22 protein-coding genes and 1 pseudogene are annotated in these 20,880 nt (G+C 59.4%); 7 read left to right on the forward strand and 16 right to left on the reverse strand.

All coding sequences use genetic code 11. The features are described from left to right. The first annotated feature begins 9 nt into the window (after positions 1–9). On the forward strand, positions 10–348 hold the full coding sequence (locus tag ABJP42_RS10525) for a DUF2155 domain-containing protein (protein ID WP_348340285.1): 339 nt from the start codon (positions 10–12) through the stop codon (positions 346–348). Here ABJP42_RS10525 and aat read toward each other — a convergent pair. From aat to ABJP42_RS10545, 4 genes are all read right to left on the reverse strand, one after another. Further along, complete coding sequence (aat, locus tag ABJP42_RS10530; RefSeq protein ID WP_348340263.1) at positions 297–929, reverse strand: leucyl/phenylalanyl-tRNA--protein transferase; 633 nt, start codon at positions 927–929, stop codon at positions 297–299. The genes ABJP42_RS10525 and aat overlap by 52 nt on opposite strands. A gap of 96 nt (positions 930–1,025) precedes the next feature. Continuing rightward, positions 1,026–2,375 (reverse strand): acetyl-CoA carboxylase biotin carboxylase subunit, encoded by a 1,350-nt coding sequence (gene accC, locus ABJP42_RS10535; protein WP_348340264.1) that lies wholly within the window; start codon positions 2,373–2,375, stop codon positions 1,026–1,028. Positions 2,376–2,384: 9 nt separating this feature from the next. Further along, positions 2,385–2,879, reverse strand: a complete 495-nt coding sequence (gene accB / locus ABJP42_RS10540) for an acetyl-CoA carboxylase biotin carboxyl carrier protein (RefSeq protein WP_348340265.1) — start codon at positions 2,877–2,879, stop codon at positions 2,385–2,387. A gap of 181 nt (positions 2,880–3,060) precedes the next feature. Further along, positions 3,061–3,600: a LuxR C-terminal-related transcriptional regulator gene (locus ABJP42_RS10545; RefSeq protein WP_348340266.1), complete on the reverse strand. Its 540-nt coding sequence runs from the start codon at positions 3,598–3,600 to the stop codon at positions 3,061–3,063. Between the two features lie 148 nt (positions 3,601–3,748). On the opposite strand from ABJP42_RS10545, the gene ABJP42_RS10550 reads away from it, so the two are divergent. Further along, positions 3,749–5,254, forward strand: coding sequence for a class I adenylate-forming enzyme family protein (locus ABJP42_RS10550; protein WP_348340267.1), 1,506 nt, complete (start codon positions 3,749–3,751; stop codon positions 5,252–5,254). A gap of 19 nt (positions 5,255–5,273) precedes the next feature. Here the strand turns inward: ABJP42_RS10550 and ABJP42_RS10555 are convergent, their stop codons facing one another. The 8 genes from ABJP42_RS10555 to ABJP42_RS10590 form a co-directional block, all read right to left on the reverse strand. Then, positions 5,274–5,783, reverse strand: coding sequence for a helix-turn-helix transcriptional regulator (locus ABJP42_RS10555; protein WP_348340268.1), 510 nt, complete (start codon positions 5,781–5,783; stop codon positions 5,274–5,276). Between the two features lie 32 nt (positions 5,784–5,815). Continuing rightward, on the reverse strand, positions 5,816–6,352 hold the full coding sequence (locus tag ABJP42_RS10560) for a cytochrome b/b6 domain-containing protein (protein WP_348340269.1): 537 nt from the start codon (positions 6,350–6,352) through the stop codon (positions 5,816–5,818). 86 nt (positions 6,353–6,438) lie between these two features. Then, positions 6,439–6,744 (reverse strand): PepSY domain-containing protein, encoded by a 306-nt coding sequence (locus ABJP42_RS10565; RefSeq protein ID WP_348340270.1) that lies wholly within the window; start codon positions 6,742–6,744, stop codon positions 6,439–6,441. Between the two features lie 229 nt (positions 6,745–6,973). After that, entirely contained in the window at positions 6,974–7,729 is a 756-nt protein-coding gene (locus tag ABJP42_RS10570) for an ABC transporter ATP-binding protein (protein ID WP_348340271.1), read from the reverse strand. A 78-nt stretch (positions 7,730–7,807) separates the two neighbouring features. Further along, positions 7,808–8,563 (reverse strand): ABC transporter ATP-binding protein, encoded by a 756-nt coding sequence (locus ABJP42_RS10575; protein ID WP_348340272.1) that lies wholly within the window; start codon positions 8,561–8,563, stop codon positions 7,808–7,810. 12 nt (positions 8,564–8,575) lie between these two features. Continuing rightward, complete coding sequence (locus ABJP42_RS10580) at positions 8,576–9,778, reverse strand: branched-chain amino acid ABC transporter permease (RefSeq protein WP_348340273.1); 1,203 nt, start codon at positions 9,776–9,778, stop codon at positions 8,576–8,578. Positions 9,779–9,781: 3 nt separating this feature from the next. After that, positions 9,782–10,804: a branched-chain amino acid ABC transporter permease gene (locus ABJP42_RS10585; protein WP_348340274.1), complete on the reverse strand. Its 1,023-nt coding sequence runs from the start codon at positions 10,802–10,804 to the stop codon at positions 9,782–9,784. 176 nt (positions 10,805–10,980) lie between these two features. Continuing rightward, complete coding sequence (locus tag ABJP42_RS10590; RefSeq protein WP_348340275.1) at positions 10,981–12,327, reverse strand: substrate-binding protein; 1,347 nt, start codon at positions 12,325–12,327, stop codon at positions 10,981–10,983. Between the two features lie 233 nt (positions 12,328–12,560). Here ABJP42_RS10590 and ABJP42_RS10595 point away from each other — a divergent pair, with 233 nt between their 5' ends. From ABJP42_RS10595 to ABJP42_RS10615, 5 genes are all read left to right on the forward strand, one after another. Beyond that, positions 12,561–13,859 (forward strand): short-chain fatty acyl-CoA regulator family protein, encoded by a 1,299-nt coding sequence (locus tag ABJP42_RS10595; RefSeq protein WP_348340276.1) that lies wholly within the window; start codon positions 12,561–12,563, stop codon positions 13,857–13,859. Between the two features lie 95 nt (positions 13,860–13,954). Then, on the forward strand, positions 13,955–14,368 hold the full coding sequence (locus tag ABJP42_RS10600) for a response regulator transcription factor (protein WP_348340277.1): 414 nt from the start codon (positions 13,955–13,957) through the stop codon (positions 14,366–14,368). Between the two features lie 16 nt (positions 14,369–14,384). Further along, positions 14,385–14,708: a hypothetical protein gene (locus ABJP42_RS10605; protein WP_348340278.1), complete on the forward strand. Its 324-nt coding sequence runs from the start codon at positions 14,385–14,387 to the stop codon at positions 14,706–14,708. Further along, complete coding sequence (locus ABJP42_RS10610) at positions 14,708–17,389, forward strand: ATP-binding protein (protein WP_348340279.1); 2,682 nt, start codon at positions 14,708–14,710, stop codon at positions 17,387–17,389. Before ABJP42_RS10605 ends, ABJP42_RS10610 begins: the two co-directional genes overlap by 1 nt. Positions 17,390–17,469: 80 nt before the next feature. Next, positions 17,470–18,837 (forward strand): FliM/FliN family flagellar motor C-terminal domain-containing protein, encoded by a 1,368-nt coding sequence (locus ABJP42_RS10615; protein ID WP_348340280.1) that lies wholly within the window; start codon positions 17,470–17,472, stop codon positions 18,835–18,837. 172 nt (positions 18,838–19,009) lie between these two features. Here ABJP42_RS10615 and ABJP42_RS10620 read toward each other — a convergent pair whose 3' ends face one another. From ABJP42_RS10620 to ABJP42_RS10635, 4 genes and pseudogenes are all read right to left on the reverse strand, one after another. Further along, positions 19,010–19,435, reverse strand: coding sequence for a protein tyrosine phosphatase family protein (locus ABJP42_RS10620; protein ID WP_348340281.1), 426 nt, complete (start codon positions 19,433–19,435; stop codon positions 19,010–19,012). 10 nt (positions 19,436–19,445) lie between these two features. Beyond that, complete coding sequence (locus tag ABJP42_RS10625) at positions 19,446–19,880, reverse strand: DUF6691 family protein (protein WP_348340282.1); 435 nt, start codon at positions 19,878–19,880, stop codon at positions 19,446–19,448. Further along, the gene (locus ABJP42_RS10630; protein ID WP_348340283.1) at positions 19,880–20,308 is read right to left on the reverse strand and encodes a YeeE/YedE family protein; all 429 of its coding nucleotides are present in this window, start codon (positions 20,306–20,308) and stop codon (positions 19,880–19,882) included. The genes ABJP42_RS10625 and ABJP42_RS10630 overlap by 1 nt, the downstream gene beginning before the upstream one ends. 147 nt (positions 20,309–20,455) lie before the next feature. After that, positions 20,456–20,880 (reverse strand): annotated as a pseudogene (locus ABJP42_RS10635) (MBL fold metallo-hydrolase); the annotation flags it as partial.

Below are 20,880 nucleotides of genomic sequence, written 5' to 3' on the forward strand. Positions count from 1 at the left end.
GGCCTGGCTATGGGGCCAGTTGCAGCGCAGGAGCCGGCTGAGGCTGGCGTGTCGGCGGTGCTGCGGGGGCTGGACAAGGTCAACGGCCACAACTCGGATGTGACGGTACCGGTCGGGGGCAGTGCCGAGATCTTTGGCCTGATCGTCACCCTATCCGAGTGCCGCTATCCAGCGGCCAACCCCACGGGGGATGCTTTTGCCTTTCTCACGATCCGTGACCCGCAAAACGGCGAAGTCTTTTTTGACGGTTGGATGATTGCCTCCAGTCCGGCGCTCTCGGCGCTGGACCATGCGCGCTATGATGTCTGGGTCATCCGCTGCAATAGCCCGGCTGCTGAGGGCAGCTGAGGCGCGTTAAAATCTGCCTCCTGTTCAAGAGCCTGCTGAAGCCGTGCCTTGTAGGCGGCGCGGCTGATTTCAATGGCGCCTAGGGAGGCCAGATGTGGCGTGATGAACTGGGTGTCACAAAGCCGGAATCCCGCCTGTTGCAGACGGTCTATCAGATAGGCCAAAGCAATTTTTGAAGCATCGCGCTGGCGCGAAAACATGCTCTCGCCAAAAAAGCCCGCACCAAGGCTCACACCGTAGACGCCCCCCACCAGAGTGCTCTGATCCCAGACCTCAAGCGAATGGGCATTGCCCATGGCGTGCAGGTCCTGATAGCGGGCAAAAATCTCTGCATTGATCCAGGTCTCTTCGCGGTCGGCGCAGGCCTCTACCACCTCAGGAAAGGCCCGGTTGACCGAGATCTCATAGGCGCTGCGGCGGATGGTTTTGGCCAGCGAGCGGGAAATATGAAAGCCTTCAATGGGGAAGATGCCGCGACGTTTGGGATCGACCCAGAACACCTCATCATCTTCGCGGTGCTCCGCCATCGGGAAAACCCCGACGGAATAGGCATGTAGCAAAAGATCCGGGGTGAGGCTCATCAATTTGCCTGAACGAGAGGAAGACAAGGGCCGGGCTGGGGCCGGATGTAAAACGGGGCGCCCTGTTGCAACAGAACGCCCCGACAAAGAGAGGGGTTAGCCCCCGAGATTTTCTTCCAGCCAGTGCTCCAGCCAGTGGATGCCGTAGTTGCCGGACTGCACGTCTGGCTCGGCCAGCAGGGCATGGAACAGCGGCACGGTGGTGTCGATACCATCAACGATCAGCTCGCCTAGGGCACGGCTCAGACGGGCCAGGGCTTCGGGCCGGTCGCGGCCATGCACGATCAGCTTGCCGATCAGGCTGTCGTAATAGGGCGGGATCGAATAGCCATCATAAAGTGCTGAATCCATCCGCACACCCAAACCGCCAGGAGCGTGATAGGCGGTGATCTTGCCGGGGCAGGGCGAGAAATTGGGAAGCTTTTCAGCGTTGATCCGCACCTCGATCGAGTGGCCGTTGATCTGCAGATCATCCTGAGTGAACGACAGCGGCATACCAGCGGCTACACGGATCTGTTCGCGCACCAGATCGACGCCAAAGATCGCCTCGGTCACCGGATGTTCCACCTGCAGGCGGGTGTTCATCTCGATGAAGTAGAACTCGCCATCCTCATAGAGGAACTCCACAGTGCCCGCGCCGGAATAGCTCATTGCACCAACGGCGTCGGCGCAGATTTTGCCAATACGGGCGCGCTCTTCCGGGGTGATTGAGGGGCCGGGGGCCTCCTCAAACACCTTTTGGTGGCGGCGCTGCAGCGAACAGTCGCGTTCAGCCAGATGCACGCCATTGCCCTTGCCATCGCCAAAAACCTGCACTTCGATGTGACGCGGCTTCTGGAGATATTTCTCCATATAGACTTCGTCATTGCCAAAGGCAGCCTTGGCCTCGGAACGGGCCGTGGAGAAGGCCACATCAATGTCATTTGCCGATGTGGCGACCTTCATACCGCGCCCACCGCCGCCCGCTGTGGCCTTGATGATCACGGGGTAACCCATGTCGGCTGCAGCCTTGCGGGCGCTTTCAACGTCCGGAACGCCACCTTCAGAGCCGGGCACAACCGGGATGCCGAGCTTTTGCGCGGTATCCTTGGCGGTGATCTTGTCCCCCATGGTGCGGATATCGGCAGCCGAGGGGCCAATAAAGGTCAGCCCGTGGTCTTCAATGATCTGCACAAAATTGGCGTTTTCCGACAGGAAGCCATAGCCGGGATGCACCGCCTGGGCGCCGGTGATCTCGCAGGCAGAGATAATCGCCGGTATCGACAGGTAGCTTTGCGCGCCCGAGGGCGGGCCAATGCAGACGGATTCGTCGGCCATGCGCACATGCATGGCATCGGCATCGGCAGTGGAATGCACCGCCACCGATTTGATGCCCATCTCGCGGCAGGCCCGGATCACGCGCAGCGCAATCTCTCCGCGATTGGCAATCAGGATCTTGTCAAACATGGGCTGCCCTTACTCGATGATGGCCAGCGGAGATCCGAATTCGACGGCAGCGCCATCTTCAACCAGGATGCGCTTGACGGTGCCAGATTTGGGCGCCGGGATATGGTTCATGGTTTTCATCGCTTCGACGATCAGCAGGGTGTCGCCCTCGTTGACCTGTTTGCCAACGGCGATAAAGGCCGGTGCGCCGGGTTCAGCCTGCAGGTAAACTGTGCCGACCATGGGCGAGGTCACAGCACCAGGGTGGCTGGCGGGGTCCTCAGCGGCGGCAGCGGCCTCGGGCGCAGCAGCGGGGGCTGTGGCGGCTGGAGCGGCGGCAACAGGGGCTGCGACCTGAACGGGGGCGGCGGCTGCCACAATGGCCTGACGCGAGACGCGTACATTCAGGCTGTCGTCTTCGCTATAGTCGCGCTTGACCTCCAGTTCGGTCAGGTCGTTGTCCCGCAGCAATTCGGCCAGTGCCTTGATGAATGCCACATCTGCTTCGTGCGTTTTGTTTGTCATTGTGTCCTCAGCCGGTTCCGACAGGTCTGCCACAGGTCTGCCAGTGTGGCAGCCCGGAAATTAGAAGCGCTTATAGGGTAAGCTTTACCACAAGGAAAGCGCTGTCGATTCTGCGGATAAAATGGGCAGGCTTCGTGGGATTCGCAATCTCTGAGGCCGAAAAAGCGGCGATAAATGCCTGCTAAAGCGGCATGCCGCTCAGCTTGGCCACCAGTTCCGGCAGTTTTCGGGCGTTGAATTTCTGCAAAAGATGCGCCCGATGTGTCTCGATGGTGCGATAGGACAGATCCAGCTTCAGCCCGATTTCCTTGGCCGAAAGCCCCTTGCAGGTCAGGATCGCCACTTCACGCTCTCGCGGGGTCAGGCTGACCACGGGGCGATCTTCTGAGATATCGGCAAAGGACCAGACTCCGGTGCGAAAGGGGGTTTCGGCGCTGATTGAGCGGCCCCGGACGCGGCACCAGAACAATTCGCCGGAACGCCGCCGCATGATCCGCTCATCATTATATAGCCCGCTTTTGGCGCCCTCATCCTGCTGCAGCACCTCTGCGATGCGGTGATAATCTTCCTGGCTCGGATAAAGCTCGGCGATCAGCATATCGGTGAAATCGGCAGGTCCACCGCCAAAGGTGGCAGCAAATTGCTGGTTGCACCGCATGATCACACGGTTCTCCAAAACGGCGAGGCCCACAGGGGCATGGTCAAAGGCAATATCGCTCATGCCCTCTATTAACCGGGTATTTTTGCGGAGTTGAAGGGAAAGCTGTGCCGTGGAAGGGTGTTTTTGGCAGGCTCTTTGTCGCAAGGCCCCGAGGAGGGGGCCGCGGAGAGGTCTGAAAAGAGCAGGGATTTCAGGGGGAGATCAGGCGATGAACATCGCGCAATGGCTGCACCGGCAGGCCCAATCAGACGGCGCCCGCTCGGCGCTCTTTCTGGGGCAGGAGCAGGTGGCGGACTATCAGGGCTTTGATCAGAGAGCAGCGGCCCTGGCCAACTGGCTGCAGACCAGGGGCATCGCACCGGGTGATCGGGTCGCTCTGTTCATGGCCAACTGTCCGGACTATCTGATCACCCTGTTTGGCATCTGGTATGCCGGCGCGGTGGCGGTGCCGATCAATGCCAAGCTGCACGGGCGCGAGGCGCATTTCATCCTGCAGGATTCAGGCGCCAAACTGGTCTTTGTCTCGCCTGGTTTGCGGGGGAGCCTGGAGGCGGCCGGGGGCGAGACACCGGTGGTTTCAATCGCCGATGCAGAGTTTTCCGAGGCCATGGCAGCGATCCCCGTTGCAGCCCCTATGCTGCGGGATCCGCAGGATCTGGCCTGGCTGTTTTATACTTCTGGTACCACGGGCCAGCCCAAGGGTGTGCAGATCACCCATAGGATGCTGATTGCTGTGTCGCTCAGTTATTTCTCGGATGTGGATCAGGCAACGGGCGCCGATCAGATCCTTTATGCCGCACCGATGAGCCACGGCGCCGGGCTTTATGCCATGCTGCATGTGCTGGTGGGCGCTGCCCATGTTTGCCCGGCTTCCGGTGGTTTTGACGAGATGGAGATCTTTGATCTGGCCCAGAATTTTGGCAGCGTGCAGATCTTTGCCGCGCCAACCATGGTGACGCGGATGACCGCCGTAGCCAAGGCTGAGGGGCGCTGCGGTGCGGGGTTGCGCAGCGTGATCTATGCGGGTGGGCCGATGTATCTGGCAGATATCATCGAGGCCGAGGCGCATTTTGGGCCGATATTCATTCAGATCTATGGCCAGGGTGAATGTCCTATGGGCATCACCGCGTTGAAGCGCGAAGAGGTCTGCGACCGCAGTCATCCCGATTGGAAATCGCGGCTCACCGGGGTGGGGCGCGCCCAAAGCGGCGTGGCGCTGCGCATTGGAGACGCGAGGGGCAATCCGCTGCCGATGGGGGAAATGGGCGAGATCATGGTGCGCGGCGATGCGGTGATGCCGGGCTATTGGAACAATCCCAAGGCCAGCGCCGAGGCGCTGAAGGACGGCTGGTTGATGACGGGGGACATGGGGGTGCTGGACGCGGCGGGCTATCTGACGCTGCAGGACAGATCAAAGGACCTGATCATCTCGGGTGGCTCCAATATCTACCCGCGCGAGGTCGAAGAGGTGCTTTTGATACACCCGCAGGTGCAGGAAGTCTCGGTTGTTGGGCGGCCCCATGCGGATTGGGGCGAAGAGGTGGTGGCCTTTGTCGTTGGGGCGGCGACAGAGCAGGAGCTGGACGCGCTGTGTCGTGACCAGATCGCCCGGTTCAAATGCCCTAAGGCCTATGTTTTTGTGCCAGATCTGCCCAAGAACAACTATGGCAAGGTGCTGAAAACCGAGCTGCGCCGACAGCTGGCCGAGATCTGAGCTCGGGTGAGGGGGTAGGCTAGCCAGTGGAGGGTGACTGGCTGCGCTGTCCCATCAGAGTATCAATCAGCTGGCTCATCAGTTCGGCGCGGTTGGCGCAGCCGGATTTGCGATAGATCGCATTGAGCTGGGCCTTGACCGTGCCCTCGGCGCTGCCGCGCATCGCGGCGATTTCTCCGGTGTTCAACCCCTTGATCAGGAAATTGGCTACATCCCGTTCCGCCGGAGTCAGCTGCCAGCTGTCCAGCTCAGCATCGATCACCTCTTGAACGGCGCTTTGGGCGGTGCTGAGCGCCTGTTCCAGATGGGCCTTGCGCCGCAGGAGCCAGAGCAGGATACGGATCTCGACCAGGATGGCGGCGATCAGGGCCAGTGTGGCCAGGGCCTCGAAATAGGCATGCCCGCCTTCCGGCTCCTGTTCAGCGGTGCCAAAAAGATCGGCCATGACATCGCCAACAAAGACCACCGCGCAAAAGGCCTGCGCGGCGATGAGAAGGACAAGAACCAGAGGTTTGGTCGGGTCAGTCATGGGGCTTGTCCTCTGCAACCCGGCAGGTGGGGCTATTCTTTGGCCCGGTAGCGGGGGATTTCCTTGAAGCCGGTCATCATAGCGCGGATCAGATCGACGCCGATGCGGCGGCTTTCAAAAAATACTGCGCCGATGTGAATGACAATGGAAAACTGCACCCAGGCCACCAGGAACTCGTGCAGATCCTCTGCCCAGGGGAACACCGCGCCGCCGGACAGAGAGGCGAGGTAGCCGCTGCCGCCCAGAGCCAGAATGCAAAAGAGCAGATTGCAGATCATCACAGAGCCGAGCGGACTGTGGCCGCAATGGGCAGCGCGGCGCGACAGGGCGATGTCGCGGATCTGGCTCAAGATCGCGCTCTGACTGATCGGAAAGCTGGAGAACCGCGCATAGGGACTGCCAATCAGCCCCCAGACCAGCCGCAGGGCGATCAGCGCAACAATGGCATAGCCAATTGGCGCATGCAGCGCACTGTCCGGATCGATGACAAAGGAATTGGCAGCAAAGAGCAGCACCAAAGACCAGTGGAACAGGCGAATGAAGGGATCCCAAACGGGAAAACGGGCCATGACAGGGCTCCTGAAACAAGGGCGGGGAAGGCAAAGCCCCCACCCGCATTTGAAGTAAAGGCAAAGCTGCAACGATGCAGGCCAGCTCAGCCGTCACTATCTTTTGATCCGTCGTCGTCTTCTTCCATCTCGATGATGTTGAAGTCCGCGTCCAAAGTGACCTCCCAGCTCAGACCTTCCTTGTCGGCCTCGACCTCATAGCCTCTGTCCTCGGCTTCGATTTCGTGAACCACAAAGCCCTGGGCCGAAAGCTGATCGCGGATGGCGGTTTGGACCTCTTCTGCTGGCACCATGCCAGAGGCAAAAGCGGCAACAGGGATCAGCAGGGCGAGGGCGGTAAGGGATTTGGTGAACATATGAACTCTCCGAAAGGGGATGAATGTGCGGGACATGGTGATCACGTCCTTGCCACCAACTTTGGAAAGCGTGGGGGGATTTGAAATAGGCCCAAAGGTGGAGGCTAGAGCGAAACCCGCGCCCTATAACTCTGGTTTAGGATTGAAATGGCACCGTTTTTCCAGATCGGCCAGCAACCGACAAAAAAGCCGACGCCCAGGAAAGGGCGCCGGCCAGAGTGCTGTTGCTGCTAGAGATCAGAACAGCATTTAAGTTTATAGGCGATCAGATCGCCAGATATTCGGCGCGCAGCTCGGCGTTTTCCAGAACCTCGGAGGCCGTACCGTCAAAGACGATGCCACCGGTGTCGAGGATCACCGCCCGGTCTGCCAGTTCAAGCGCACGCACCGCATTCTGTTCAACCAGAATGGTTGTCATGCCCTGCTCCTTGACGTGGATAAGGGTCTTTTCGATCTCATCCACAATCACCGGTGCCAGACCTTCATAGGGTTCATCCAGCAAGAGCACCTTGATGTCGCGGGCCAGGGCGCGGGCAATGGCCAGCATCTGCTGTTCACCGCCCGACAGGGTCACGCCCTCCTGCTTGCGACGCTCACCCAGACGGGGGAACAGATCATAAAGCCGTTCAATCGACCAGCCGATGGGCGGGGCGATCTGGGCCAGCTGCAGGTTTTCCTCGACTGTGAGCCCGGCAATGATGCGGCGATCTTCGGGGACCAGCCCCAATCCGGCAGTGGCCGCCTCGTGGCTTTCCATCAGGTGCAGCGGCTGGTGATCCAGCCAGATCTCCCCCTGGGTCACCTGCGGATCGCCAATGCGGGCGATGGAGCGCAGGGTTGAGGTCTTGCCCGCGCCGTTGCGGCCCAAAAGGGCCAGGATCTCGCCCTCGTGGACGTTAAAGTTGATGCCCTGCACGATATAGCTCTCGCCATAATAGGCATGCATGTCCCAGACCGACAGAAAGGCCGGCGCGGTGGTCGCCTGATTGGCGTTCTTGGAAAAGTCGGGTTTGACGTTCATCTGTCTTGTCCTTTCTTGCTCTGACCCATCCGGGCTGACGATAGCTGCCAGTCAGGATGGGCCGGGAGCGTCCGTTTCTTACGCCGACTCGCCGAGATAGGCTTCGCGCACTTTTGGATTGCCACGGATGTTTTGCGGATCATCCTCGACCAGGGGGGTACCCTGGGCCAGAACGGTGATCCGATCCGCAAGAGAGAACACCACATGCATGTCGTGTTCGATGATGGCGATGGTGATGTCGCGCTGTTCCTTGATCTCTTTCAACAGATCAATGGTGTTGTTGGTATCGGCCCGCGCCATGCCGGCGGTGGGTTCATCCAACAGGAGCAAACGCGGTTCCTGAGACAGGCACATGCCGATCTCAAGGCGGCGTTTATCCCCGCGCGACATGGCAGCCGCATGCATATGCCGCTTATCCGCCATGTTCATCTCAACCAGCATGTCTTCGGCCTTTTCCACAACGTCTTTTTCGTTGGGAACCGAGGTGATCGCATTCAAGGCGAATGCGCCATCGCGTTTGGCAAAGCAAGGGATCATCATGTTTTCCAACACCGTGAGATCGCCAAAGATCTCGGGCGTTTGGAAGACGCGGCTGATGCCCATCTGGTTGATCTCATAGGGTTTGCGCCCCAGCACCGACTGGCCGTCGAACATCACCGATCCGGTGTCCGGGATCAGCTTGCCCACCAGGCAGTTCAGCAGGGTGGATTTGCCCGCGCCATTGGGTCCGATAATGGCGTGGACGGTGTTTTCCTTGACGCTGAGATTCACATCTCCCAGCGCCTGCAGGCCACCAAAGCGTTTGCCTACGTTTTTGACTTCAAGAATACCCATCAATCCGTCTCCTTATTCCGCAGGGGTTTTGGTGGCAGAGGTGGAGTCGTCTTTGTTATTGCGACCCTTCACCCATTTGGCGATGCGTTGACCACCTTCGACCAGACCGCCAGGCAGGAAGACCACAACCAGCATGAACAGGATGCCCAAGGTCAGGTGCCAGCCCTTGCCGATGAAGGGGTGAATGACAAAGACCACAAAGTTTTCGAGCCCATCTGGCATAAAGCTGAACCAGCCATGCAGCACGTTGTCATTGATCTTGGAGAAAATGTTCTCGAAGTATTTGATGAAGCCTGCGCCCAGAACCGGACCGATCAGGGTGCCCGCACCGCCAAGGATGGTCATCAGAACAACCTCACCAGAGGCGGTCCACTGCATGCGCTCGGCACCTGCAAGCGGATCCATCGAGGCCATAAGGCCGCCAGCCAGACCAGCATACATGCCAGAGATCACAAAGGCCGCCAGAGTGTAGGGCTTGGTGTTGAGGCCAGTGTAGTTCATCCGCTGCTGGTTCGACTTCACCGCCCGCAGCATCATGCCAAAGGGCGAGCGGAAGATGCGGATGGACAGATAGAAGGCTGCCAGCAGTGCCAGGGCACAAAGATAATAACCTGCGTTGAACTGGAAGGCCCAGGGACCAACAACCATTTCATAGGTGGAGCGCATCTCGAGACCAAAGAGGCTGGTCACCGGGATTGAGCCATCCGCCGTGGCCGAAACACCCAGAACACGAGGGTCATCCAGGGTCAGCTGCAGACCGGTTTCACCATTGGTGATCGGGGTCAGCACCGAATAGGCCAGGTTAAAGGACATCTGCGCAAAGGCCAGGGTCAGGATCGAAAAGTAGATGCCTGAGCGTCTGAGAGAGACAAAGCCGATGAGCAGCGCAAACAGCCCCGAGATCGCAACCGAGAGCAGGATGGCAGGGACCACGTTCATGCTCAGCAATTTGAACATCCAGACGGCGGAGTAGGAACCGACACCCAGGAAGGCCGCATGGCCAAAGGAGAGATAGCCGGTGAGACCAAAGAGGATGTTGAAACCAATGGCAAAGATGCCAAAGATCACAAAGCGTTGCATCAGATCCGGGTAGCCCGCGTTGAACTGCGCCATAGCGCTGCCGGTGGGGAAAGGATTGAGGATGAAGGGTGCAAAGAGCGCCAGTACTGCGACGACCAAAAGCATCCGAGTGTCTTTTTTATCAAGTCCGAACATGTGTTATTCCTCCATCACACCTTTGCGGCCCATCAGACCCCGCGGACGGGTGAGCAGAATAATGATCGCAACGACGTAGATGATAATCTGGTCAATACCGGGTAGGAACGATTTGATTTCGTTCATCGAGGCAAAGGCCTCAAGAATGCCAAGCATAAAACCGGCCAGAACGGCGCCAGGCAGCGAGCCCATGCCACCCACAACCACAACCACAAAGCTGAGCACCAGAAAGTCCATGCCCATATGGTAGTTGGGGGAGTTGATCGGCGTGTACATCACCCCGGCAAGGCCGGCGACGGCGGCGGCGATACCAAACATGATGGTAAAGCGGCGGTCGATATTGATGCCCAAGAGACCAACGGTTTCGCGGTCTGCCATGCCTGCGCGCACAACCATACCGAAAGTGGTGAACTGCAGGAAGGAGAAGATGCCGCCGATGATGACGACCGAGAAGAAGAAATAGACGATGCGCCAGACCGGATAGACAATATCCATTCCCAGCAGAGCCCCGACATTGGCAACACCGCTCAGAGCTTCGGGGGCGGAGGTCGGAATTGGGTTGGCGCCGTAGAAGTATTTGATCACTTCCTGCAGCACGATGGCGAGGCCAAAGGTCACCAGGATCTGGTCGGCGTGCTCGCGCTTGTAGAAATGTTTGATCAGCCCGCGTTCCATCACAAATCCGACAAAGATCATGATCGGAATGGCAAAGAGGATCGCCAGTGGCACGGCCCAATCTATTATGGCGCTGCCCACCTCAGGGCCAAACCAACTTTCCACATAGGGTGTCTTTACTTTCAGCGGGTTACCGAGGAAATCCTTTTGGGTCTCGTCGACGACTTCATAGCTGAGGTTGAGGACACGCTGCAGAGTGACGGCGCAAAAAGCCCCGATCATGAACAGGGCGCCATGCGCAAAGTTCACCACGCCCAGCGTGCCAAAAATGAGTGTCAGGCCTAGCGCGATCAGCGCATAGGCAGAGCCTTTGTCCAGCCCGTTTAAAATTTGCAAAAGGATTGCGTCCATTGTCCCCACCCTTGGGTTCTTCGATGTGGAAGTGGTGGATTCCGACTGCGCAGGGCCTCATGCCCCGTCTTAACGGCACGCCCAGACGGCCAAAGCCGCGTCAGGTGAAACCGGGATGTCAGAATTGAGATAAAGTGCCGGGCGCTACAGCGAGCGCCCGGCCAAGAGTACCTGTATCAGGCGCCCGAGTTACAGCTACCAAGCGCACCGCCGGCAAACATCGGGTGATCCGCAGGATAGGTAACCTGTGCAGCAGGTGTGACTTCAACCACTTCAAGAAGGTCGAACTCGGAGGTCGGGTTTTCTTTCCCGCGCACAACCAGAACGTCTTTGAAGCACTGGTGGTCGTCGCCCCGGTACAGTGTCTTACCGTTGCCCAGACCGTCGAACTCATAATCCTCCAGAGCTTCGACCACGGCGCATGGGTTGAAGGAACCCGCGCGCTGTACGGCATCTGCATAAAGCAGGGTCTGGCAGTAAACGGTGTGTGCCGCCTGGCTGGGTGGGAAGCCGTATTTTGTGCCAAAGGAGCGCACAAAGGCCTGGCTGCCTTCGTCCTGCAGGGACCAGTGCCAGTTGGTGGAACCGTGGATGCCCTTAACGTTGGCACCAGCACCTTTTGCCATCAGACGCGAATAGAGCGGAACAACGATCTCGAAGTTCTTGCCATTCACGACTTTCTCACGCAGGCCAAACTGAACCGCATTGGTCAGCGAGTTCACCATGTTGCCGCCGTAGTGGTTCAGAACCAGCACGTCCGCACCAGAGTTCAGAACCGGAGCAATGTAAGAAGAGAAGTCAGTGGCGGCCAGAGGCGTCCGGACTTTCTCAACGGTGTTCCAGCCCAGAGCTTCGGTCGCGGCTGCGATCGATTCTTCCTGAGTCCAGCCCCAGGTGTAGTCGGCGGTCAGGTGATAGGCGTTACGGTCGGTGCCATAGAGGTTCTTCAGCACGGGTGCCAGCGCGGCACCGGACATGTAACCGTTAAAGAAGTGACGGAAGCCATTGGCTTTCTTATCTTTACCGGTGGTGTCATTGGAGTGCGTCAGACCGGCCATGAAGATCACGCCAGCTTCCTGGCACAGGCCCTGAACCGCGATCGCCACACCAGAGGACGAGCCGCCGGTGATCATGACAGCGCCGTCTTTTTCGATCATCGACTTGGCCGAAGCACGGGCCGCGTCAGATTTTGTCTGGGTATCGCCAGTTACAAATTTGACCTCTTTGCCCAGGATGCCATTGCCTTGCAGCTCCTTGGACGAGAAGGTGTTCATCATGCCGCCATCGCCGCCACCGTTCAGGTGCTCAACGGCCAGCTGATAGGCGCGCAGCTCGTCGGCGCCCTCATCGGCATAGGGGCCGGTCTGCGGCACGTTGAAGCCCAGAGTAACCGAGCTGCCGGTTGGGTCATTGGTGAAAGCGGCTGCCGAAGACGCGGTGAAAATAGTTGGAAGCGCAAGGCCACCGCCTGCAAGAGCACCTGACTTCAGGACCCCGCGACGCGAGAATGCTGACTTGGACATTTAATCCTCCCTTATGTGTAAAACGCTGGCCAGCTCCTCACTTCTGCCCAGGCGTCTGCACGTTTTGTGCAAAATCAGTATGGGAGAGAGTTGTAAAATTGCGCAATAAAACCCTTGAAATGATCATCTATTCTGTAAACAAATGCACAGTGTTCGGCGGAATTCTGTAAAGTTTCTTATGTTGCGGCGCAGAAAGTCGTTGAAAAGATGTGATTTTGATAGGGAGGCCCCCCATGGCGCGTGACACGCTGACAGGCAGCCGCATTCGTGAACGTCGTTTGATCCTGGGTATTCGCCAGGCGGAGCTGGCGCGCAAGGCTGGAATCTCAGCCTCCTACCTCAATCTGATCGAACACAACCGCCGCAGAATCGGCGGTAAGCTCCTGGTGGATCTGGCGCAGGTCCTGGGCGTTGAACCCTCAATGCTGACCGAAGGAGCTGAGGCCGCTTTGATTGCCTCCCTGCGCGAAGCTGCCGCCGATGCCGGCACCCCAGTTGCAGAACTGGACCGGACCGATGAGTTTGCGGGTCGTTTTCCCGGCTGGGCCGAGGTGCTGGCGAGCAATCATCAGCGGATCTCCCGGTTGGAGCGTACGGTTGAAACCCTGTCGGACAGGCTCACCCATGATCCACATCTGGCGGCCTCGCTGCATGAGGTGTTGTCAACGGCGGCAGCGATCCGGTCAACCGCATCCATTCTGGCGGAAACCGGTGAGCTGGAAACCGAATGGCGCGATCGCTTTCACAAGAACCTGAATGAGGATTCTCTGCGTCTGGCCGAAAGCAGCCGGGCACTGGTGAATTTTCTTGATGAAAGTGACAGCAGTTCAGAGCGGCGCGGCGTGCCGCAGGAAGAGGCCGAGGAGTTCTACCTCGCCCATGGCTATCATTTTGCAGAACTGGAGGAAGGGCGCAGCGATCCCAAAGCGCTGATTGCCGCAGCGCCTCAATTGGTCAGCGAGGCCGCACGGGTGATCGCCCGCAGTGCCTTGGAACAATATCAAAGCGACGCGCGGAAGATGCCCCTCAAAGATGTCAGTCAGGTGATCAAGCAGCGGGGGTTGGATCCCTCGGCCATTGCCCAGCGGTTCCAGGTCGATCTGCCTGCAGTGTTGCGCCGGTTGGGGGTGCTGCCCGCCGAGGTGTTGGGGCAGGAGGCTGGGCTGGTGATCAGCGACGCCTCGGGCTCGATCCTGTTTCGCAAACCGGTGGCGGGGTTTGCCCTGCCGCGTTTTGGTGCATCCTGTCCGCTGTGGCCGGTCTATACGGCGCTGCAACGGCCCGATGTGCCGCTGCGCCGCAACGTAGTGCAGCAGGGGCGCAGCACCTTAGGCTTTGAATGTCTTGCGGTGGCCTGGAGCCATGTGCCGGGCTCCTTTGACAGGGATCCGCAGTATCACGCGGTGATGCTGATCCTGCCGCGCCGCGAGGTGCCCACCGACTCGCAGCCGGTGGGGGCCACTTGCCGGATCTGCCCGCGACAAACTTGCGCAGCCCGCCGGGAACCCTCGATTCTGAAGGAAGAGTTTTGACAGTGACCGGGCGGGGCGGCTAGGCTGGCCACGGATGAGAACGCGGTCTTGGGCCAAATATCCCAATAAAACCGCGCTGGGAGGAATATCTGCCAATGAGCAGACATGTAGTTTTAATCGAAGATGAGACCAATATTGCCGAGGCCATTCGTTTTCTACTGACCCGCGATGGCTGGAGCGTTGATGTCCATGGCAATGGGGGCGACGCAGTGGAGGTGATCCGCGCGGCGGGCCCTGATCTGGTGATTCTGGACCTGATGTTGCCGGGCAAAAGCGGCCTTGAGGTGATCCAGGAGTTGCGGGCCTTTGACGATATGCAGGACCTGCCGGTACTGATGCTGACCGCCCGTGGCCAGCTCAAGGATCGGGAAATGGCGGAACGGGCCGGGGTGACCCGGTTCATGACCAAGCCCTTTTCCAACTCTGAGGTGCTGACGGCGGTGCGTGATCTGCATGCCCAGGCCTATCAGGACGAACCGGCCCTGCCGGACCAAGGCGCGTCGTCATGACGGGCTGGCAGTTCTAATGCGCGGCGACGGGGCAGGGCGCCAAGATGAGCCAAAGAGCCCCTTTGTCGAGCGACGCACCTATCGCCGCCGCCGTCTGATGGATATTGCCCGGCTATTGCCAATCCTGGGGGCTTTGCTGTTTCTGGTGCCCCTGATGTGGCCAAATCCGGATCCCTATCCGGCACCGGGCAATCATGGCGGCATGCCGACCTCTGCGGCGATCACCTATATCTTTGTGGTCTGGGCCGGGCTGATCGCGGTGAGCTTTGCCTTTGGCGTCGCGGTCAAGCTTTGGGCGGGACATTGGACTGATGGCGGTCCCCAGGATGAGCCGCGCTGATGGCCTCGCTCAATGTGCTGGCGCTGGTCTGCCTGAGCTATGTGGCACTGCTGTTCTTTGTGGCCTTCCTCGCTGACCGCCGCGCCGCACGGGGGCAAAGCTCGGCCTGGATGCGCTCACCGCTGATCTACACCCTTTCGCTCTCGATCTATTGCACCGCCTGGACCTTTTATGGCGCGGTTGGCTATGCGGCGCGGTCGGGGCTGGAGTTCCTCACCATCTATCTGGGGCCAACCCTGGTCATGGTGGGCTGGTGGTGGGGCCTGCGCAAACTGGTGCGGGTGGGCCGGAGTCAGCGGGTGACCTCAATCGCGGATCTGTTGTCGGCCCGCTATGGCAAATCCAACGCCCTGGCTATCGGCGTGACCGTCTTGGCGGTGATTGGCATCACCCCGTATATTTCACTGCAATTGCAGTCCATTACTCTGTCCTTTGCGATTTTTGCCGAGGCCGATCCGCTGCGCAGCTATCACGAGACCACCACGGTGTTCTGGGTGACTGTCGGCCTAGCGGTCTTTGCCATTCTGTTTGGCACCCGCAACCTGAACGCAAATGAACGCCACCACGGGGTGGTCACGGCGATTGCCCTAGAGGCCATGGTCAAACTGTTGGCCCTGCTGGCGGTTGGTATTTTTGTGGTCTGGGGGCTGTCGGACGGGGTGTCTGAAACCCTGGCGCGGATCGATGCTTCGCGCATTGGCGACTGGCGGGTGGACGGCGGACGTTGGGCCACCATCACCTTTTTGTCGGCAGCGGCCTTTGTCTGCCTGCCGCGAATGTTTCAGGTCATGGTGGTGGAAAACGAGGACGAGCGCCACCTGCGGGTCGCGGCTTGGGCCTTTCCGCTCTATCTCTTGCTGATCTCGATGTTTGTAGTGCCAATTGCCGCCATCGGGCTGGAGCTGCTGCCGGCTGGGTCAAACCCGGATCTCTTTGTGCTCACCGTGCCGCTGTCGCAGGGGCAGACGGGGCTGGCGATGCTCTCCTTCCTGGGCGGGTTTTCCTCGGCCACCTCGATGGTGATCGTGGCCGCTATGGCGCTCTCAACCATGGTGTCGAACCATATGGTGATGCCGATCTGGCTGCATATGCAGGGAGAGACCGGCGCCTCGGTCTCTGGCGATGTGCGCAATGTGGTGCTGTTTGCCCGGCGGATCTCCATCGCGGTTATTCTGGCGCTTGGCTATTTCTACTACAAATTGTCTGGCGGCGGTGCGGCGCTGGCGGCGGTAGGGCTGATCTCCTTTGCCGGGATTTCCCAGATGCTGCCGGCACTTGTCGGTGGATTGTTCTGGCGTGGCGCCACCCGAACTGGCGCTTTGAGCGGGTTGACTGTGGGCTTTGGCATCTGGGTCTATACCATGTTGCTGCCCGCATTGGGTGGCGGGTTGCTGCCGGATCATGTTTTGGGCGAGGGGCTGTTTGGCCTGTCCTGGCTGCGCCCCCAGGCGCTGTTTGGCATCGAGGGACTGGACCCGACGGTGCATGCTGTCCTCTGGTCGATGAGCCTCAATGCGGCAGTGTTTTGCATCGTATCGCTGATGACCTTCCCCAGCCCGATCGAGCGGCTGCAGGGCGCTCAGTTTGTCAATGTGTTTGAACATTCCTCCGGCCCCCGTGGCTGGACCGGATCCGTCGCCCAAAGCGAAGACCTGATGGTAATGTCGCAGCGTATTTTGGGCGCGGCCGAGGCGCAGGGGTTTTTCCAGCGCGAATTGGCGCGTCAGGGCGGACGTGGCACCCTGCCAGAGCCAACGCCGGTTTTCCTCGAGCGGCTTGAACGTGAGCTTGGCGCCTCAATTGGCGCGGCGGCGGCCCATGCGATGATCGGTCAGATCGTCGGCGGCTCTTCGGTCTCGGTGCAGGATCTTTTGGCGGTGGCGGATGAAACGGCGCAGATGCTGGAGTATTCCAATCAGCTCGAAGAGCAATCCGCCGAGCTGTCGCGGACAGCGCGACAATTGCGGGTGTCGAACGAGAAGCTGACGCAGATCTCGCAGCAAAAGGATGCTTTCCTCAGCCAGGTCAGCCACGAGCTGCGCACGCCAATGACCTCGATCCGGGCCTTTTCCGAAATCCTACGGGACGAAGGAGAAATGGCCCTGTCGGAAAAGACCCGTTATGCCACCATCATTCACGACGAGGCCCTGCGTTTGACAAGGTTGTTGAATGATCTGCTGGATCTGAGCGTGTTGGAAAGCGGCCAGGTCAGCTTGAATATCTCAAGCGGGACCTTGGACGAGGTCATGGACCACGCGGTTGCCACGGCATTGGCGGGATCCGAGCAAGCAATGGTGGTGCACCGTGACCCCAAATTGGAGGCAATTCGGATCTCATCAGATCTGGATCGGCTGGCACAGGTCTTCATCAATCTGATCGCCAATGCACAGAAGTATTGCGACGCAAAGTCGCCTGAACTGACGATACGCGTGACTCGCGGATTAGGCGAAATCTGGATCGATTTTACCGACAACGGCAGCGGCGTCCCTGCGGACCACCAGCAGTTGATTTTTGAGAAGTTCTCGCGTGTTAGCCCTGAGCGTGCAGGTGGTGCCGGGCTCGGACTGGCGATTTGTCGCGAAATCATGCAGCGCCTGCAGGGCGATATTTCCTACCTCCCTGGGCAGAGCGGTGGCAGTTTCAGAATTTCCCTACCAATCGAGCGAAAAATTACCACGTAAATGTCATTGTAAAGGTCTTGGTAACGAACGGGCTTTAAGACATTAAAAAAGGGAGCGCGAAACGTGCAGGTTGATGACTGATGTCTGAAGCAGAGAAATTACAAGCCGAGAGCGGCGGGTCTGGTGGTGGACTCGCGCGCAAACTCGCGGCGTCAAAAGATGGGCCTTCGGGCCAAAGCGGGTCTTTTACGCTCAAGGCTCTGCGTCGGTCGCTTGCGCGCGCGGCTTCGGAGCAATGCGACCTGCCCCTGGCGGTTTTGGCTGCGCGTCAATCCAACCGGACCCCCGAAGATCTGCCTGACCAACTGTCGGACAAAGACCTGCTGGTGGTGCTGGATGGCCCGAACGGGCGCATGGGCGCGGCCTCGCTGGACGCGGCCTTGGTGACGGCGCTGATCCAGAAACAGACCATTGGCCAGATCATGGGCAAAGCCCCGTCAGAGCGGAATTACACCCCAACCGATGCGGCAATGATGGCGGAGTTCTTGGAGAAATCCTTTAGCAAGATCTATGATCTGCTGGAAGGCCAGCCGGATCAGCTGATCTTTTCCGGCTATCGCTACGGCGCCCAGGTCGAGGATGTGCGCTCGCTGGTTCTGGGGCTCGAGGGCGAGAACTACCGGATGATCACGCTGAACGTCGATTTGGCCATTGGCGCGATGCAGGGCGTTTTGAAACTTATCTTGCCAGAGCCAACTCCAGAAGAGCTTGGCCTGAGTGGCGGCGCTGTTGGACCCTCACTGGCCTCTGGCATGGGGGCGATGCGGGCAGAGCTATCTGCGATCCTGTGCAAGGTGCGGGTGCCGTTGAATGAATTCTCTGCTCTGAAAGTGGGCGAGGTTTTGCCACTGGATCAGGCCTTCCTCTATGAGACGGATCTGATCGGTATTGAGGGAAAATCCATTGCCACTGGTCGTTTGGGTCAGCTGAATGGTGCCCGCGCGGTGCGGTTGAATATTGGCCAGAAAGACCAGCCTCCGGCGCTGCCGGATGCCAGCGATGGCTTTGCCGATAGTATTGCAGGGGATGCTATGCCGAGCCTGCCGCCGATGGAAGAGCCCGCTGGGCTGAGCCTTGGGATTGCGGATCAGGATCTGCAGGACCCATTGGATGATGGCATGGGGTTCGACGCGCCTGCAGGTGGCCTTGATATGGGCGGCATGGGGGGCATGGGCGGTGATCTTGACCCCAGCGGCCTGAATGACGACATGAGCGACCTCGGGGCGGGTCTTGGTGATCTGGGCGGTGGCATGGGCGGCGATCTGGGTGGCGGCCTTGGCGGTGATCTTGGGGGGAACCTCGGCGGCGATCTAGGGGCTGACCTTGGAATGGGGGCCGCTCCAATGGGCGATTTCCCAGGGCTGGATGATGGTATGGCCGCGTTCAATCCGGATGATGCTGCGGCCGAAATCTCAAAACTGGCGGGGCTTGAGGGCGATCCGGCCTAGGCGAGCGCTTTGAGCGAACAAAGGTCTCAGTCCGAATATCTATGCCTGGTGGCAGGCATGAAAAACCCGACCTTACGGAAGTAAGGCCGGGTGTTTTTACCTCTAGCCATTTGAAACGGACCACGACTTCAGGCCAGAGCCAAAGGTCAGTTAAGGTCTGTTCGGAGAGGCGTTACCCTTCGGCAATTGCCTCCAGGGCGGGGCGCAATCCATCCAACTGATAGCCGGCCTTGCTGGTTTTTTGCAAAATCTCATCCGCGCTCAGGTCAGAGGCGACGCCCAGCGACCAGACCACTGAACAGCGGGTGCCAGAGGCGCAATAAGCCAGAACCGGACCGGGGCAGTCTTCGTAGAAGGCTCGCTGTTGGGCGACATTTTCCGGTGTCATGGTCTGATGGGTCAGCGGCAGCTCGTGAAACACCAGCCCGGCAGCCTCGGCAGCGGCGCGGATGGCGTCCGCCTGGTGGCTGGGCGGCACCTCGGCATCGGGGCGATTGCAAATCACCGTCTTATAACCGTCGGCCACGATTTCAGGCATGTCTTCGACCGAGATTTGCGGCGAGACGGCGTAGCGGGGGGTAATCACACGTGCATCCATGAGGCGCTGTTTAAACCTTTGCTGCCAGTCCGTCCAGTTGCCGCCCTGCAATTGGTGCCAGGCCCATGCCCAAAAGCATAGCCCCCATGAAGATAAAGCCGCCAGAGCCGTTGTAGCTGAGCGAGGCAATGGCCGGACCAGGGCAGAGACCGGCGAGGCCCCAACCCATGCCAAAAAGCACAGAGCCGGTGATCAGCCGGTGATCCATCTCAGGGCGGGGGGCATCGGGGAAGTCACCGCCCACCAGTGGCGCGCGACCCGATGTCAGACGCCAGGCAAAGAACATCGGCACGATGGCGCCCCCCATGACAAAGGCCAGGGTTGGGTCCCAGTTGCCAAAGACATCCAGCCAGCCCTGGACCTTTGTGGTGTCGGTCATGCCGGAAACAAACAGCCCGGCACCAAACAGCCCGCCAGACAGCAGGGCAAGAAGTAAACGCTGCATCAGATCACTCCCAGGATGTGACGGAACAGGACGATGGTGAGCCCGCCTGCAAGGATGTAGAAAACGGTGGCAACGATGCCGCGCAGCGAGAGCCGGGAAATACCGCAGACCCCATGGCCCGAGGTGCAGCCATTGGCAATTCTGGTGCCGACCCCAACCAAAAGGCCCGCGGCAATGATCACGCCGATATTGCTGGTCAGGTGAGTGTCGACGCCCCCCTCATAGAGCGGCAGCAGCATCATTGGCATCACCACGACACCAACAAGGAAAGCCAGACGTTCCGCTGTATTGCTGCGGCCAGAGCCATCGATCAGCCCGCCGATGATGCCGCTGGCCCCCATGATGCGGCCATTGCCGAGCAGAAAAACCGCTCCACCCAATCCGATCAGCCCGCCTCCGACGAGACCCCAGACCCAATCCATTTCCATTTTGCGCGTTCCTATCTTGTGGGGCAGTTGTGCCACTGCCAATTTGTGAGCCAGTCAGCGACTGCAAAGTTCCGTGCCCAGACGGGCACAGCATTGGGGCAGGGGCTGGCCTGGCCAGACGCCAGTTCCGGCCCATGAGGGCTGAAGTCAGATCTTGTTGACCGGCAGCTTCAGGAAGACATCCCCCTGGGCGTCGGGTTCGGGCATTTGGCCCGCCCGCATATTGACCTGCAGCGAGGGCAGGATCAGCCTTGGCATGCCAAGGGTTGCATCGCGGGCATCACGCATCTTGGTGAATTCTTCCACCGGGCGTCCTTCACCGATATGCACATTGAGCGCTTTTTGCTCGCCCACCGTGGTTTCCCAGGCGTAGTCATCCCGTCCGGGAGCCTTGTAGTCATGGCCGACAAAAATGCGGGTCTCATCCGGCAGGGACAGGATCTTTTGGATCGAGTTGTACAGCTCTTCGGAAGAACCACCCGGGAAGTCACAGCGCGCAGTGCCAAAATCGGGCATGAAGAGGGTGTCGCCAACAAATGCGGCATCGCCGATTATATTGGTCAGGCAGGCGG

The sequence above is a fragment of the Pseudophaeobacter sp. genome (assembly GCF_039971195.1).
In the GTDB taxonomy this organism is placed as follows: domain Bacteria; phylum Pseudomonadota; class Alphaproteobacteria; order Rhodobacterales; family Rhodobacteraceae; genus Pseudophaeobacter.

Coding starts and splice junctions, on each gene's coding strand:
- aat (WP_348340263.1), bottom strand. CDS start 929: ATGAGCCTCACCCCGGATCTTTTGCTACATGCCTATTCCGTCGGGGTT.
- ABJP42_RS10570 (WP_348340271.1), bottom strand. CDS start 7,729: ATGAACGTCAAACCCGACTTTTCCAAGAACGCCAATCAGGCGACCACC.
- ABJP42_RS10545 (WP_348340266.1), bottom strand. CDS start 3,600: ATGAGCGATATTGCCTTTGACCATGCCCCTGTGGGCCTCGCCGTTTTG.
- ABJP42_RS10565 (WP_348340270.1), bottom strand. CDS start 6,744: ATGTCCCGCACATTCATCCCCTTTCGGAGAGTTCATATGTTCACCAAA.
- ABJP42_RS10580 (WP_348340273.1), bottom strand. CDS start 9,778: ATGTTCGGACTTGATAAAAAAGACACTCGGATGCTTTTGGTCGTCGCA.
- ABJP42_RS10605 (WP_348340278.1), top strand. CDS start 14,385: ATGCGCGGCGACGGGGCAGGGCGCCAAGATGAGCCAAAGAGCCCCTTT.
- ABJP42_RS10600 (WP_348340277.1), top strand. CDS start 13,955: ATGAGCAGACATGTAGTTTTAATCGAAGATGAGACCAATATTGCCGAG.
- ABJP42_RS10630 (WP_348340283.1), bottom strand. CDS start 20,308: ATGGAAATGGATTGGGTCTGGGGTCTCGTCGGAGGCGGGCTGATCGGA.
- ABJP42_RS10555 (WP_348340268.1), bottom strand. CDS start 5,783: ATGACTGACCCGACCAAACCTCTGGTTCTTGTCCTTCTCATCGCCGCG.
- accC (WP_348340264.1), bottom strand. CDS start 2,375: ATGTTTGACAAGATCCTGATTGCCAATCGCGGAGAGATTGCGCTGCGC.
- ABJP42_RS10615 (WP_348340280.1), top strand. CDS start 17,470: ATGTCTGAAGCAGAGAAATTACAAGCCGAGAGCGGCGGGTCTGGTGGT.
- accB (WP_348340265.1), bottom strand. CDS start 2,879: ATGACAAACAAAACGCACGAAGCAGATGTGGCATTCATCAAGGCACTG.
- ABJP42_RS10525 (WP_348340285.1), top strand. CDS start 10: ATGGGGCCAGTTGCAGCGCAGGAGCCGGCTGAGGCTGGCGTGTCGGCG.
- ABJP42_RS10625 (WP_348340282.1), bottom strand. CDS start 19,880: ATGCAGCGTTTACTTCTTGCCCTGCTGTCTGGCGGGCTGTTTGGTGCC.
- ABJP42_RS10620 (WP_348340281.1), bottom strand. CDS start 19,435: ATGGATGCACGTGTGATTACCCCCCGCTACGCCGTCTCGCCGCAAATC.
- ABJP42_RS10550 (WP_348340267.1), top strand. CDS start 3,749: ATGAACATCGCGCAATGGCTGCACCGGCAGGCCCAATCAGACGGCGCC.
- ABJP42_RS10560 (WP_348340269.1), bottom strand. CDS start 6,352: ATGGCCCGTTTTCCCGTTTGGGATCCCTTCATTCGCCTGTTCCACTGG.
- ABJP42_RS10575 (WP_348340272.1), bottom strand. CDS start 8,563: ATGGGTATTCTTGAAGTCAAAAACGTAGGCAAACGCTTTGGTGGCCTG.
- ABJP42_RS10595 (WP_348340276.1), top strand. CDS start 12,561: ATGGCGCGTGACACGCTGACAGGCAGCCGCATTCGTGAACGTCGTTTG.
- ABJP42_RS10590 (WP_348340275.1), bottom strand. CDS start 12,327: ATGTCCAAGTCAGCATTCTCGCGTCGCGGGGTCCTGAAGTCAGGTGCT.
- ABJP42_RS10610 (WP_348340279.1), top strand. CDS start 14,708: ATGGCCTCGCTCAATGTGCTGGCGCTGGTCTGCCTGAGCTATGTGGCA.
- ABJP42_RS10585 (WP_348340274.1), bottom strand. CDS start 10,804: ATGGACGCAATCCTTTTGCAAATTTTAAACGGGCTGGACAAAGGCTCT.